Here is a 13,126-nt window from a genome sequence, read left to right as displayed (position 1 = left end):
CGATGTTCCTCCGGCCAACACGAGGGTCAAGGGTGCACGCACCTACGTCGCGGCGACCTCGGCAGCGTCGCGTTCGAGCTCGGCCGCGTCGGCCTTCATCTCCTTGGTCTCCAGCTTTTCGGCGCGCTGCATCGCCGCCTCGACTTTGCCGCCCATGTCCGAGAGCGCGACGACCACGAGCCCCGCCTCGCCGGTGTCGAGATGCTCGCCGAGCTCCTTGAGGTCGTGCCGGCTCATGCCCGCCGCGGCGTGACCCGCGACGGCGCCGAGGATCGCGCCGCCCGCGGTCGTCCCGGCGAGCAGCCCGCCGCCGACGGCGGCGAACGGGAACAGCGCCACGACGACCCCGGTCGCCAGGCCCATGCCGCCGCCGAGCACGCCACCCACCCGCGTGGGGGTCTCGTGGCGCTTGACGATCTTCGTCTTCCCGCCGTCGCGGCGCTCGATCACGGCCGCGTCGTACGCGTCGATCAGGTCCGCGTCAGTGTGCAGCTCCTTGACGAGCTGGTAGTCGGCCTCGGCGTCCTCGACGCGCTCGTAGACCCCCACGTAGACGAGCAAGGTGTCGTATGGCATCAGGAGTTTCCTTTCGCTTGGTGGATCGCCCGGCCGAGCGAGGCGAGCGTGGGGTCGTCGATCCGGTAGCGGCGGCGCACGTCGAAGAGGTAGTTCGCCTCGGCGCCCGCCATCGCACGGACCGACCGGCGCACCGGGATGCCCTCGTCGCTCGGGGGCTCGGCGGCGGGCGGCGGAGCGAACCCGTGGCCGGCCAGCCAGCGTGGGAGGTACTGGCCGGCGACCTTGCCCTGCGGCCACCACAGCGGCGCGCTCTCGGCGTCGCCGCGCCCGCGCAGCCGGCGGCTCTTGAGGCCGACGAGCAGCCGGCCCTCGATCACCGCCTCGCCGGGGTCGGGCGGATCGCTCACGCCGGCGAGCCGCGCGATCGCGGCGATCGCGACGCGTGCCTGGTGGGTGGCGAGCGCGCCGAACTTCAGCGGCGAGTCGACCCCGTCGCCCGCTGCCCACGTGCGCTCCGCGCCCTCGACGAGCCCGTCCTCGCCGGTGAGCAGGAAGCCCTCGTCGTCCGCGGCCAGGCCTTCGACGGCCGGGCCGACCAGGCGGGGGACCGCGACGACGCGCTGGACGTCCAGGTGCTCGCCGCTCGGCTCCAGCACCAGCCCGCCGTCGCGACGCTGGGCGACCGCGCCGGTGATCAGCCGCACGCCGGCGCGTTCGAGCTCCTCGGCGACGGCGGCGCCCGCCTCTTCGCCGAACAGCGACAACGGCGTCCGCTCAGGCGTGACGACGGTTACTTCGACATCGTCCTGGCCGAGGTCGCGCGCCTCGCCCGCGGTCATGATCGCCAGCTCGTAGGCGGGCAGCGGCCAGGTCGCTCCCGGCGGGACGACGATCGCGAGCCGCTTCGAGTAGCCCTCCTCGAGGTCTCGCAGCAGGCCGCCGTAGGTCTCCGGGTCGCCGTCGGGCCACCACGTCATCGCGCCCTCGACACCTGCCACGGCGCGTGCGCCGGTCGCGACCAGCAGCGCATCGAAGCCACGGGTGGCGCCGCCGCTCAGCCGCACCCGCCGCGCACCGTCGTCGACCGCCGCCAGACCGTCGGCGATCAGCTCGGCGCCGGCGTCGGCGACGACGTCGGCGAGCGGGACCCGACGCGCCGTCCCGACGGCGAACGGCTCGGCCACCGCCATCGGGCGGTACGTGAACTCGGCGCCCGGGGCGACCAGGGTCAGCCGCACGCGGTCGCCGGCCACCTCGCGCAGCCCGAGCAGCGCTTCCAGCCCGGCGATCCCGCCGCCTGCGATCAGGACGTCCATCGCTATCCCTTCACCCACGCCTTCGCGGCCGCCAGCTCGGACACCGGGAACACGCGCGCCTCGCCGGGGATCATCCACGCGAACAGACGCGTGGCGCGCGCCATCCACTTGATGTCGGTGACGATCGCGGAACGCTCCCACGCGTCCTGATGCTTGACGCCGAGGTCGAACCCGAGCTTCGCGTCGGCCCACATGGCCTCGCCCTCGATGTCGTCGACCTCCTCGATCAGGTAGAGCGTCCGCAGCTTCCCGCCGCCTTCGATCGCGCCTTTCAGCGCCGGCACCAGGACGTCCTCGTAGTCGTCGTCCTCGATGTCGCCGTCGACGCGGAACCCGAGGGTCCCCGCCGGCATGTCGGCCATCAGCTCAACCATTGCCGAGCAGCTCCCGCGCCTCGTCGGCGTTCTCGGCCGGAACGGACACGGCGTACGACGCACCCGCCTGCGCCAAGGCGCCGAGGTTGCTCACCGCGATCACGCTCGGGATGCCCGCCTCCTCCAAGCGCTGCTTGATCAGGTCGGCCATCGCCTCGTTCCCCGCCTGCTCGACCGTGACGTACTCGCTCATGCGGGCACTGTCGCGCTCGGGCGCGGCCGCGTCGTCACCCGATCCGCATGAACCTGGCGGTTCTCATCGGTCTCACAGGAGGATCTCGTTTGAGTTCCCGATCGGGATGGGGCTGATCGAGAGGGAGGGACAGCTCGCCACGGCGGGCGGGCTGCTGGAACGGGCAACGGGCGGCGAGGGCGCCCTGCTGGTGATCGAGGGTGTGGCCGGCACGGGCAAGACCCGCCTGCTCTCCGAGCTGACCGGCCGCGCACGCCGACAAGGCACGACCGTGCTCACCGCCCGCGGCGGGGAGCTCGAGCTCGACGTGTCATACGGGATCGCGCGGCAGCTCTTCGAACGTCTTCTGCATGACAGCGGCCCTGCCGAGCGCGAGCGGCTCCTGTCGGGTGCGGCCCGGCTCGCCCAGGCCGTCGTCGGGCCCGACGCCGGCGTGGTCTTCTCGCCGCAGACCGGGGTCGACCACGGGCTCTATTGGCTCGTCGCGAACCTCGAGACCGACGCTCCCCTGCTGCTGGTGGTCGACGACGTGCAGTGGGCGGACGCGGCCTCGGTGCGCTTCCTGCTCTACCTGGCGCGCCGCCTCGAGGCGCTGCGCGTCCTGCTCGCGCTCGGCCTGCGCACGGGCGAGGCGTCCCCCGATCCGGCGCTGATCGCCCACCTGCGGACCGAGGCGCGGCGACGGGTCGTGGTCGACGCGCTGACCGAGCGCGGGAGCGAGGCACTGCTGCGACAGCGCTTCAATGGCACGCTCGGCGCCGCCGCGATCAGCGCGTGCCATCGGGTGTCCGGCGGGAACCCGTTCTTCCTCGGCCAGGTCGCGGGCGAGCTGGCCGCGACGCCGGCCGGCGACGAGCGCGCGCTGCTGGAGCGGATCGGCACGCTCGTGCCGGACGAGGTGCGGCTCTCGATCCTGCTGCGTCTGTCCCGCCTGGGCGACGGCGTCCGTGAGTTCGCGGAAGCGCTGGCGGTGGGTGGCGACGAGGCGCCGGTCCCGCTGCTCGGCGCGCTGACGGGGTTGAGCGCCGACGGGGTCGCGGCGCGGCTGCACGAGCTCGCGCAGGCGGGGATCGCGGGGCCCGCGGGGTTCGTGCACCCCGTGGTCCGCACCGCCGTCTATCAGGACATCCCGCTCGCGCGGCGGGAGGCGCTGCACGCCGCGGCGGGCGCGGCGCTGGTGGACATGCGCGCGCCCGTCGAAGAGGTCGCGCACCACCTGATGCTGACGACCCCGCGCGGCGACGAGCGGGTGGGCGCGACGCTGCGCGAGGCGGGGGAGCGCGCCCTGACCCGCGGGGCCAACCAGTCGGCGATCGCGATGCTGCGGCGCGCGCTCGCCGAGCCGCCCGCCTCCGAGGAGCTCGCGGCCGTCCTGAGCGCGCTCGGCGACGCGTCGCTGCGGGCCGGTGAGGTCGAGGAGGCCGTCGCGCTGCTCGAGCGCGCCGCCGGGCTGGAGCCGGCGGGCGAGCTCGCGGTGCGGACCGCCGTCCTGCTCGGCTCGGCGCTGGCCGCCCGGGGCCGGCTCGACGAGGCGTTCGTCGCGCTCGAGCGCGAGGGAACGCGGCTCGGCGGCGCGGCGCAGCTGCGCCTGGACGCGGAGCGCGCGCTGCTGGCCAACTGGGTCCGCGACCTGGCCGCGCCGCCCTGGCGCGACGAGCTGCTCGCCGGCTTCGCGGAGCTCGAAGGGCGCAGCCCCGAGGAGCGGTTCGCGCTCGTGCAGGCCGCGCTCGAGCGATCGTTCATCACCTCGGGCCAGGCCCGGGAGGCCGCCGCGATCGCCCGCCGCGCGATCGGCGGCGGTGCCCTGACGGCGGAGTTCCCGGTCGACAGCCCCGCCGGCGCGCAGCCCGCGTACGTGCTCGTGCAGGCCGAGGAGCTGGACGCCGCCGAGCGCGAGTTGACCGCGCTGCTGGCCCGCGCCCGCGACCGCGGCTCGATCGCGGAGTCGCTGATGGCGTGGATCGTCCTCGGGCAGAGCGCCTTGGCGCGCGGCCGGCTCTCATCCGCGGCGGCCGACTTCGAGGCGGCGCTCGACGCCGCGCTCTCCCTGGGCGACACGCCCGTGGGCAATCGCTCGGTCGCGTTCGCCTGCAGCTGGCTCGTGGAGGCGCTGCTCGCCCGCGGGCAGGTCGACGAGGCGCGCGCCGTGATCGCCGGCGCCGAGGCCCGCGGCGACTACGACCGCCAGGAGCTCGTGTGGGCGCGGGCGGCCCGCGCGTGGGTGCGGCTCGAGGTCGACCGCGACCCGGGCGGCGCCGCCGAGGACTTCCTCGCGTTCGGCGAGGCCGCCCTGGCCGGCGGCTACGAGGAGCGCGGCGCGCTCTGGCGCCTCTGGGCGGCGCGGGCGCTGTCGGCCGCCGGTGCCGACGAGCGGGCGTTCGCGCTGGCCTCGGAGCAGCTCGCGATCTCCCGCGCCTGGGGCGCGCCGGGCGGCCTGGGCTCGGCGCAGCGCGTCGTCGCCGTCGTGGCCGGCGGCGACGAGGCACTGCTCGAGGAGGCGGTCGCGACGCTGCGCGCGTCCGAGTACCGGCTCGAGCTCGCGCGGGCGCTCGTCGACCTCGGCCGGGTCCTGCGCCGCGACGGCCGCCGCATCGACGCCCGCTCCACGCTGGAGGAGGCGATGGAGATCGCGGCCCGCTGCGAGGCCGCCCCGCTCGTCGCCGAGGCCCGCGCGGAGCTCGTCATCCTCGGCGCCCGCCCCCGCCGCGCGATGTTCTCCGGCATCGACGCCCTCACGGCCGCCGAGCGACGCGTGGCCGAGATGGCCGCCGCGGGCCAGACGAACCGCGACATCGCCCAGGCGTTGTTCGTGACCGAGAAGACGGTCGAGACCCACCTGCACCGCACGTTCCGAAAGCTCGACATCCGCTCGCGCCGCGACCTGCCGCGCGAGCTCGTCCCTCACTAAGGCGCCTGCACGGCCGCCACGTAACCGCCGCTGCTGTCCTGGACGACCGGGACGATCGCGATCGCCCGGCCGGTGACCGGGTCCGACGCGACGGCCGGTCCGGGGATGCCGGTGGTGCCGGGAGGCGTGAGCAGGTCGGGTGCGGCGAACGGCGCGCCAGGACCCGGCGACAGCGCGGCGTAGGTGGAGCTCTGCGACTGGGTCCACACGATCGCCGCCTGGCCGGTCGGCCCGACGGCCGCGTCGGCGACCGCGGCGTCCGCGGCCGGATCGGAGACGGTGGCCGCGGGGCGCAGACCGGTGCTGGTCAGCCGCGCGGCCTTGGCGCCGACGTGCGCGTCGCCGCCCACGACGCCCGTCCAGACGATCGCGATGGCGCCGGTGCTCGTGACGAGCGGGAAGGCGGCCGCCGTCTCCGGAAGGATGCTCTCGGTCACGCCGTTCTCGAGCGGGTAGCTGCGCCACCCCCGGCCCGGCCGTCGTTGGGCGGCGCCCGCGATCAGGCGTGTGGGCGAGCTCTCACGCACGTCCGCGGCCTCCCACGCGAGGAGGAACGTGCCGCCGGTGCTCACCGTCGCTCGCAATGACGTGTTCGCGACGCGGGGAGCCGCGGCGACGGCGAGCACCGAGCCCCAGCCGCGACCCGCGCTGCGGACGCGGGCCTCGATGCGTCCTGACCTGATCCACGCGACGATGCGGTCGCCGCGGGCGTTGATCGCCACGGCCGGCGTGGACGCTCCGGCCGAAGACACACGAGTCGCCTTGCTAAAGCTCCCGCCGGCCGGCCGCTCGATCGTCGAGAGCCCGGTGCCGCCCGCGTCATAGAGCACGATCGCCTGGCCGGACGGCGCCGCCGCCGCGACGAACCCCGTCTCGAGCGGGGCGAGGGTCCGCCAACTCCCGAGACCGCTGCCGTTGGAGCGGCCGAACGCGGCGACGAGACGCAGCTTCGCGCGATTGTTGGCGCCGACCGAGGCGACCTGGCCGCTGACGAACAGCACGCGGGTCGCGCCGTACTGCAGCGCCTGCGCGTTGCCCCAGCCCACGTCCGGAAGGTTGGCGAGGCGCGTCCAGCCGCCCTCGGGAGCGCGCGTGGCCATGCCCGTGAAGCGCGGCTGCGATGCCGTCGGGACGCCGTTCCAGACGAGGAGCGCGCGCCCCTGGGCGTCGAACGAGAGCCGGGCCGGGCCGAGCGCCCCTGGACCGGCGGGCACGGGCTCGGTCGTCCAGGTCGCCGCGGCCGCGGGCAGCGCCAGGCACAGAAGGGTCGCCATCGCGGCGGCCGTCGTGAGGATCGTGTTGCGGACGTCTCCCTTGTAGCGCGGCACCGTGAGCCTTGGGGGAACGGCTCTCACGCGGCCACGGCGCGCGGCGCGATGGCGACTCCGACGAGGCCGAACGGCAGCGGGAGCCAGAAGGAGAACAGGCGGTACGCGAACGTGGCGAGCACGGCATCGGCGGCGCCGACGCCGGCCAGCGCGAGCATCGCGGTCAGGCCGCCCTCGACGAACCCGAGACCTCCAGGGGTGATCGGGATGTTGGCCAGCGCGCGGGCACCGCAGAAGGCGAGCAGGACGAGGCTGGGGCGGGGGTGTGAGCCGAGCGCGGCCAGCGCGGCGAGCAGGGTCATGTAGTCGAAGATCCAGCGCCCGACGGTGCCCAGCACCGCGCGCTTCCAGCGCGGTCCGAGCGTGCCGATGATCTGGTCGCGGCTGGCCAGCAGGCGCTCCGGCAGGTCGTTCACCGGCTCGGCCCGGCGGCGCAGGCGGTTGCGCACGCGCTGGGCGAGGCGACCGGCCCAGGCGAGCGGGCGGTCCGTGGTGAGCACGACGGCGACGGCGCCCGCGGTGATCGCGAACGCGGCCACGGCGCCGATCGCCGCCTCCAGCAGGGTGCGATCGACGGGCCCGCGCAGCAGCGCCGGGAGCGCCAGGACCGGCAGCCCCAGCACGACGCCGAACACGAGCAGGTTCACGGCGGTGAGCGCGGTCACGGTGCGCGGGCCCTCGAGCCCGGCTTGGACCAGCATCCGGTACTGCAGCGCCGCGCCGACCGGACCGCCGCCGGGGGCGATGTTCGAGAGGGCGTTGCTGGCCAGTTGCGCGGCGATCACCGGCCGCCAGCGTCTCGCCCGCAGCGCGACGCGCTGGAGGTCCCACATGCAGGCGTTCGTCAGCACCTGCAGCCCGAGCATCGCGCCCAGCCAGGCCGCCGAGAAGCGGGTGATGTCCCGCCACGACCCGAACACGTCGACCAGCTTCGGAAAGACGAAGTACAGCGACACGAGGGTGACCGCCAGCCAGAGGACGTTGCGGCGCAGGTTGTGCGGCTTCTCGCGCTCGCCCCGCTCGATCTCGCCGGCCGTGTCGGCGTGCCGCTCGATCGCCCGCTCGAGTCGATCGCCGGGCGATAGGGCTTCCGCCGCGCTCATCGGGGCCACGATGCGCCGGACGATCGCCTCGCGCATCACCCGGTGCGGATGACGTCACACGCGCCCGCGGCCATGACGATTCGCCGATGGCGACGGACACCGAGGCCCCGGGGACGCGGCGGCGCAACCTCTGGGTCTGGGTGAGCGTGGCGCTCGCGCTCGTCTGCGCCGGCCTGGTGATCTGGGCGCTGTCGTCCCGGTCGGACCTCGACTCCACCCAGGCCGAGCTGGACAGCACCCAGCAGGAGCTGGCGAGCACCCAACAGGAGCTCGACACCACGAAGCAGAGCCTCGATCAGACCTCGCAGAAGCTCGACAGCACGCAGAGCGAGCTCGACACCACGACTCAGGACGTCGAGGAGCAGGACAAGAAGACCGGGCGCCGCACCGTGCTGGCGGGCGGCGCCGTGGCGGCGTTCAAGTCCGTCTATGACGATCTCGCGAAGCAGCTCGGCGCGACCGAGGAGGACCTCGCGGCGACGCAGGGCGACCTCGAGGCCGCGAACAAGAAGGCCGACGAGGCGGAGAAGGAGGCGGCAGCGGCCAAGGAGGAGGCGGACCAGGCCGGCGACGAGACCGAGAAGGCGAAGGCGGAGGCCAAGCAGGCGCAGGCCGAGGCGGATGCCGCGGAGTCCAAGGCGACCGTCGTCAAGGACTGCTCCAAGGCCTACATCACCGCGCTCGGCACGTTGTTCGACGGCGACGATCTGCGCGCCCAGGCGGCGGCGGTGCGCGACCAGTTCGCGAGCATCACGGCGACCTGCAGCTCCGCGCTCGGGGGCTCGTAGGTGGGGCGCGCGACCACGGCTGGCGCCGTGCTGACCGCGGGTGCGCTGTTCACGTTCGCCCACCGGCGCGTGCTCGGGATCGCGCAGCGCGCCTGCTGGCCGCCGCCGGCGGACGCGGTGACGGCGGACGGCGCGCAGGAGGCGACCCGCGCGTTCGCGTCGCGCGCCGACGCCGGCCCGCGCGACGCGGCGCTCGCGTTCGCGTGGTCGACGGCGGCGACGGTCGACCCGTGGCCGGACGGCGCGAGCTTCTTCCCGCGGATCCTGGCCGACGTCGAGGCGGCCCGGTCGTCGGTGCACATCCTGATGTTCGGCTGGAAGGCCGGCGAGATCGGCGCGCGGCTCGCGAAGCTGCTCGAGGGCAAGCTGGCCGAGGGCGTCGCGGTGCGGGTGATCGTGGACGGGATGGGCTCCCGCCCCTACGGAGCGTCGCGGGACATGTTCACGCGGCTGGCCGGCGCGGGCGCGCAGATCGTGGTCAACGACGTGCTCCCGCCCGGCCGGCGCGGGCTGTTCCCGGACGGGCTGCGCGTCGACGGCAGCCAGGCCGAGCTCGGGCGGGCCGACCATCGCAAGCTCTACGTGATCGACGGCGCGGTCGCCTGGACCGGCGGCGCGGGGATCGAGGACCACTTCGCCGACGGCCGCTTCCACGACGTCATGGTCCGGTTCACCGGCGCGGTCGTGCGGCAGGCGCAGGCCGCCTTCCTGACGAGCTTCCACGGCCACGGCGGCCCGTTGCCGGACGATCTCGCGCCGTACTTCCCGGTGCCGTCCGAGCCCGGCACGACGCCGGCCGCGCTGGCCCAGGTCATCCCGGGCGGGTTCGTCGCGGCGTCGCAGGCGATCGCCGCGCAGGTCGACGCGGCGCACGCGCGGCTCGACGTCATGAACCCGTACCTGACCGACAGGGCGATGGTCGAGCGGATCCTCGCCGCCGCCCGGCGCGGTGCGAAGGTCCGCGTGGTGCTCGCGCAACAGTCCAACAGCGCGGTGGCGGCCGCGGCGGCACGGCATCGCTACGCCCAGTTGCTCGACGCGGGCGTCGAGATCTGGGAGCTCCCGGACGTCGTCGTGCACGCCAAGGTCGTCGTCGCCGACGACGTGGTCAGCATCGGCACGGTCAACCTCGACGCCTGGGCGCTGTACCGCAACTCGGAGGTCGCCCTGCTGGCTCGCAGCCCTGAGCTCGCGGCGCTCGTCGAGGAGCGCCTGTTCGCGCCGGACATCGTGCGCAGCCGGTTCGCCGAGCCGCCGGAGGGCGGCGCGCGGACGGTCGCTCGACTCGCCCACTCGATCGCGTACTACCTCTGAGCATGTCCGGAACCGTCGTCTTCATCCCGGCATGGAACGAGGAGCAGTCGCTGCCCGGCGTGCTCGCCGAGGCCCATTCCTCGCTGCCCGAGGCCGATCTGCTGGTCATCGACGACGGCTCGACCGACGGCACGGCCGCGGTGGCGAAGGCGGGCGGGGCGATCGTCGTCTCCTTCCCGGAGAACCGCGGGCTGCGCGAGGGGATCGCCGAGGGCTACCGCCAGGCGCTCGTCCGCGGGTACGACTTCTGCGGGCGCCTCGACGCCGACGGGCAGCATCCCGCGGCTGAGCTCGCCCGCATGCTCGAGCTCGTGAAGTCCGGGCAGTGCGACGTGGCGATCGGCTCGCGCTTCCTGCCCGAGTCGGCCAAGGACGGCGAGCGCTACAAGCCCGCCCCGGAGCGCGTGTTGGGGACGTCGCTGCTGCGTCTGCTGATGCGGCTGCGGCTCGGGCAGCCGATCTCCGACGGGACGAGCGGGCTCTACGCGGTCAACCGCGAGGCGCTCGCGCTGCTCGCGGACGACTACGTCTGCGACGCCCCGGAGGTCGAGGCGCTCGTGCGCATCACCGACGCGAAGCTGCGGCTGGTCGAGGTCCCGGTGCAGATGCGCCAGCGCGAGCACGGCGAGTCGTCGTTCCGCGGCAGCCGCGCCGTCAAGCTCGTGGTCACGATCGGGCTCACGCTGTTCGCGGGGGAGCTGCTGCGCCGCCACCGCTCGCGCCCGCAGCCGGCGGGTCTGCGGAAGCTGCTGCCAAAGCGCGGCTGACCGCGACCGAGGCCAACGCCAGCAGCGCCGTGCCCGCGAGCTGGCGGCGGCGGCCGAGCTGGCGGGCCGGCGCGAACGGCCACAGGAGCGGCGTCGGCGCGGCGCGGTCGCCCGCGTCGTGGAGGAGGTGCGAGGTGAGCGCGGCGAAGGTCGCCCACCCGTGCTCGGCCCCGCGCACCGCCGCGACCGCCGCACCGGCACCGAGGGCGGTGATGAGGCTGTGGCTGCGCGGGCGCGTATCCAGCCCGGTCGTGTGCCGCACCCGCACCGATCGCGCCGCGACGATGTGGTCGGCGTCGATCACGATCGACGCCACCGCCGCGGTCCGCACCACGGAGGCGTCACGAAACGGCGCGACGACCGCGGCGGCGATCAGCACGTGCTGCAGCGGGTCGCTGTAGACCTGCACGCGCCGCGCCGTCGTCGAGCGATCGGGCATCGCCCCGATCTTCCCACGGTGACGTCCAGGCGGTCCGGGAGGATGCCTGGCGAAGCGATCCGGAGGTGGGTTGATGTTCCGCAGTCCGACAAGGTTGACCGTCATGGGCGCCGCGGCGCTCGCGCTCGTCGCGGTCCCGTTCGCGAAGGCACAAACGGGTGATGCGCCGCGGGCGCAGGCGGCCGCGATCGCCGCCGGTGATCCCCTCAGGGCCGAGGTGCGCAACGGCACCACGGCCAAGGAGACCGAGATCATCGGGCAGTTCAACGCGACGACGGGTTCGAAGGGCGGCTACGTGACGCGCCAGTCGAACACGCAGACCGGGTCCAAGGCGGGCGGCGGGGCGATCTACGGCTGCCGTGGCGCGGCGGGCGGGACGGCCTCCGGCTCGGCGCCGTGCCTGCGCTCGGTGAACCTGGCGGCGGGGTACGCGTTCGAGTTCTCGACCGCGGGCGGGGTCGCAGGCCTGATCGCCGTGGGCGACGGGAAGACCCCGAGCCCGAGCGCGCGGCCGTTCACCACCAACGCCAACGGCGTCGCGACCGGGCTCAACGCCGATCGGGTCGACGGCCAGGACGCGTCGGACATCGCCGCGACACCCGGGCCGCCGAGCGGGACCGCCGGCGGCGCGCTCTCGGGCACGTACCCGAACCCGCAGCTGGCGGCCAACGCGCTGGGCGTCGCGGTCGGCGGCGTGAAGGTCGACTCCGGTGGCACCCTGGGCGCCGCGTTCAACCGCCGCGGCGGCATCCCGACCGTGACCCACAACGGCACCGGCTCCTACACGGTCACGTTCCCCGGCTTCTCGGCCGACGACGCGCTGCCGCAGGTCACGCTCGTCGGCGCCGCGTTCGGCGAGACACGTGCCACGACGTCAGGCGGCGCGGTCCAGGTGTTCACCGCGGACTCGGCCGGGACGCTCGCGGACCGCGGTTTCGCGCTCACGCTCTTCAGTACGGGCGCCTGATCAGCAGCGAGATCCTCAGCGGATCCGCGGGAAACGCGGTCGCGTCGAAGGACGCGACCGCGTCCGCGCGCCCCGGGGCGGAGGCGCTGCCCGGGACCTGACCGGCGGGGGTCGTCAGGATCGCCCGGGCCCCGGTGAACCGGCGGATGAGCTTGATGTAGCCCGCGTCGTCCTGGATCGAGAGCGTCACGGTGCCGACGGTCGCGCCGTGCAGTCGCACCGGCGCCGAGGCCGGGGCGAGCACGTACGGTCCGCCGACGTCGCCGACCAGCGCGCCGCTCGCCGTCGTGGCCCGGATGCGAACGACGTGCAGGCTCGGGACCCGGAAGAACCGGATGATCTGGGTGCGCAGCGCGACGGGGTCGTCGGTCGCGACGGCGCGGGCGAACCGCGGGTCGTGGGCGACGACGGCGAGGACGTGGGCGGTTTGCGCGCTGCCGCGCTCCTGCCGGTACAGCCGCTTCCCGACTCTGGCGATCGCGCTCGCGGTCGAGTCGCACCGGTCCCGCGTGGAAAGCGAGATCGAGAGCGGGCCGGAGGGATATGCGGTGCCGGAGATGCCCCGGGACGTCACCCCTGCGCGTACGACGACCCGCGCTCCCGTGAGGCCGTGGATGATCCGCGCCAGCGCGGCGTCGTCGAGCACCGAGAGGCGGAACGTGCCGACCGGGACGCCCGCGTCGTCGATCGTCCCGGTCGCGGGTGCGAGCGCCGCCGCATGTCCCGCGTCGGCCAGGACACGGCCGTGGCGCATGATCGCGATGCGCACGATGTCGGCCCGCAGCAGCGGGCGCAGAGCCGCGCGCGTCGCCGCCGGATCGCCGGCGGCGACCGCGGACGCCACCGCCTTGGAGCGCTCGATCCGACGCACCGAGGCGCGCAGGTTGGGACCGTCGACGGCTTGCTCGTAGATCCGCCGCGCGACCGACGTGTAGGCGGCGGCGCAGGAGGTGTCGGCGGGCGCCGGACGGTCCTGGGCGCTCGAGCTCGCCAGGCCGGCCGCCAGGCACCCGGCGGCAGCCACGGAGGTGATCGCGCGCACGGTCATCTCGTGATCCTCCGCCGGGCCGGTCGCGACGGTCATCCGCCGACCGGATGATCGATCGGATG

The 13,126-nt window shown here is 74.7% G+C and carries 13 protein-coding genes; 5 read left to right on the top strand and 8 right to left on the bottom strand.

Annotated elements, in window-relative coordinates:
• Positions 1 to 42 precede the first annotated feature (42 nt).
• Genes G569_RS0106490 through G569_RS0106475 form a run of 4 tightly spaced genes read right to left on the bottom strand, consistent with a single transcriptional unit; the run spans position 43 to position 2,402 of the window.
• Entirely contained in the window at positions 43 to 576 is a 534-nt protein-coding gene (locus tag G569_RS0106490) for a DUF1269 domain-containing protein (RefSeq protein WP_028062819.1), read from the bottom strand.
• Entirely contained in the window at positions 576 to 1,835 is a 1,260-nt protein-coding gene (locus tag G569_RS0106485; RefSeq protein WP_028062818.1) for an FAD-dependent oxidoreductase, read from the bottom strand. The genes G569_RS0106490 and G569_RS0106485 overlap by 1 nt, the downstream gene beginning before the upstream one ends.
• A 2-nt stretch (positions 1,836 to 1,837) precedes the next feature.
• Positions 1,838 to 2,209, bottom strand: a complete 372-nt coding sequence (locus tag G569_RS0106480; RefSeq protein WP_028062817.1) for a SpoIIAA family protein — start codon at positions 2,207 to 2,209, stop codon at positions 1,838 to 1,840.
• The gene (locus G569_RS0106475; RefSeq protein ID WP_028062816.1) at positions 2,202 to 2,402 is read right to left on the bottom strand and encodes a putative signal transducing protein; all 201 of its coding nucleotides are present in this window, start codon (positions 2,400 to 2,402) and stop codon (positions 2,202 to 2,204) included. The genes G569_RS0106480 and G569_RS0106475 overlap by 8 nt, the downstream gene beginning before the upstream one ends.
• Positions 2,403 to 2,508: 106 nt before the next feature.
• On the opposite strand from G569_RS0106475, the gene G569_RS0106470 reads away from it, so the two are divergent.
• The gene (locus G569_RS0106470; RefSeq protein WP_028062815.1) at positions 2,509 to 5,310 is read left to right on the top strand and encodes a helix-turn-helix transcriptional regulator; all 2,802 of its coding nucleotides are present in this window, start codon (positions 2,509 to 2,511) and stop codon (positions 5,308 to 5,310) included.
• On the opposite strand, the gene G569_RS0106465 is transcribed toward G569_RS0106470, so the two are convergent.
• Both G569_RS0106465 and G569_RS0106460 read right to left on the bottom strand, forming a co-directional pair.
• Positions 5,307 to 6,638, bottom strand: a complete 1,332-nt coding sequence (locus G569_RS0106465; RefSeq protein ID WP_028062814.1) for a hypothetical protein — start codon at positions 6,636 to 6,638, stop codon at positions 5,307 to 5,309. The genes G569_RS0106470 and G569_RS0106465 overlap by 4 nt on opposite strands.
• A gap of 23 nt (positions 6,639 to 6,661) precedes the next feature.
• Positions 6,662 to 7,741 (bottom strand): lysylphosphatidylglycerol synthase transmembrane domain-containing protein, encoded by a 1,080-nt coding sequence (locus G569_RS0106460; protein ID WP_028062813.1) that lies wholly within the window; start codon positions 7,739 to 7,741, stop codon positions 6,662 to 6,664.
• Positions 7,742 to 7,827: 86 nt separating this feature from the next.
• Between G569_RS0106460 and G569_RS57385 the strand changes: the two genes are divergently transcribed.
• From G569_RS57385 to G569_RS0106445, 3 genes are read left to right on the top strand one after another with little or no spacing between them, the layout of a single operon-like run.
• On the top strand, positions 7,828 to 8,529 hold the full coding sequence (locus tag G569_RS57385; protein WP_028062812.1) for a hypothetical protein: 702 nt from the start codon (positions 7,828 to 7,830) through the stop codon (positions 8,527 to 8,529).
• Positions 8,530 to 8,556: 27 nt separating this feature from the next.
• Complete coding sequence (locus G569_RS0106450; RefSeq protein WP_157591853.1) at positions 8,557 to 9,843, top strand: phospholipase D-like domain-containing protein; 1,287 nt, start codon at positions 8,557 to 8,559, stop codon at positions 9,841 to 9,843.
• Positions 9,844 to 9,845: 2 nt separating this feature from the next.
• Positions 9,846 to 10,610 carry a glycosyltransferase family 2 protein gene (locus G569_RS0106445; RefSeq protein ID WP_028062810.1) on the top strand — a complete coding sequence of 255 codons (765 nt, stop codon included), beginning with the start codon at positions 9,846 to 9,848 and terminating at the stop codon, positions 10,608 to 10,610.
• Here the strand turns inward: G569_RS0106445 and G569_RS60880 are convergent.
• Positions 10,522 to 11,049 carry a metal-dependent hydrolase gene (locus G569_RS60880; RefSeq protein WP_084284325.1) on the bottom strand — a complete coding sequence of 176 codons (528 nt, stop codon included), beginning with the start codon at positions 11,047 to 11,049 and terminating at the stop codon, positions 10,522 to 10,524. The genes G569_RS0106445 and G569_RS60880 overlap by 89 nt on opposite strands.
• Positions 11,050 to 11,152: 103 nt before the next feature.
• On the opposite strand from G569_RS60880, the gene G569_RS0106435 reads away from it, so the two are divergent.
• On the top strand, positions 11,153 to 12,016 hold the full coding sequence (locus tag G569_RS0106435; RefSeq protein ID WP_028062808.1) for a hypothetical protein: 864 nt from the start codon (positions 11,153 to 11,155) through the stop codon (positions 12,014 to 12,016).
• Here G569_RS0106435 and G569_RS0106430 read toward each other — a convergent pair.
• Positions 12,000 to 13,100 (bottom strand): hypothetical protein, encoded by a 1,101-nt coding sequence (locus G569_RS0106430; protein ID WP_028062807.1) that lies wholly within the window; start codon positions 13,098 to 13,100, stop codon positions 12,000 to 12,002. The two genes, G569_RS0106435 and G569_RS0106430, sit on opposite strands and share 17 nt — an antisense overlap.
• Between the last annotated feature and the right edge of the window lie 26 nt (positions 13,101 to 13,126).

Origin of the sequence: Solirubrobacter soli DSM 22325, assembly GCF_000423665.1 — a bacterium.
Lineage (GTDB): Bacteria > Actinomycetota > Thermoleophilia > Solirubrobacterales > Solirubrobacteraceae > Solirubrobacter > Solirubrobacter soli.
This window is presented reverse-complemented; position numbering and strand designations above follow the sequence as displayed.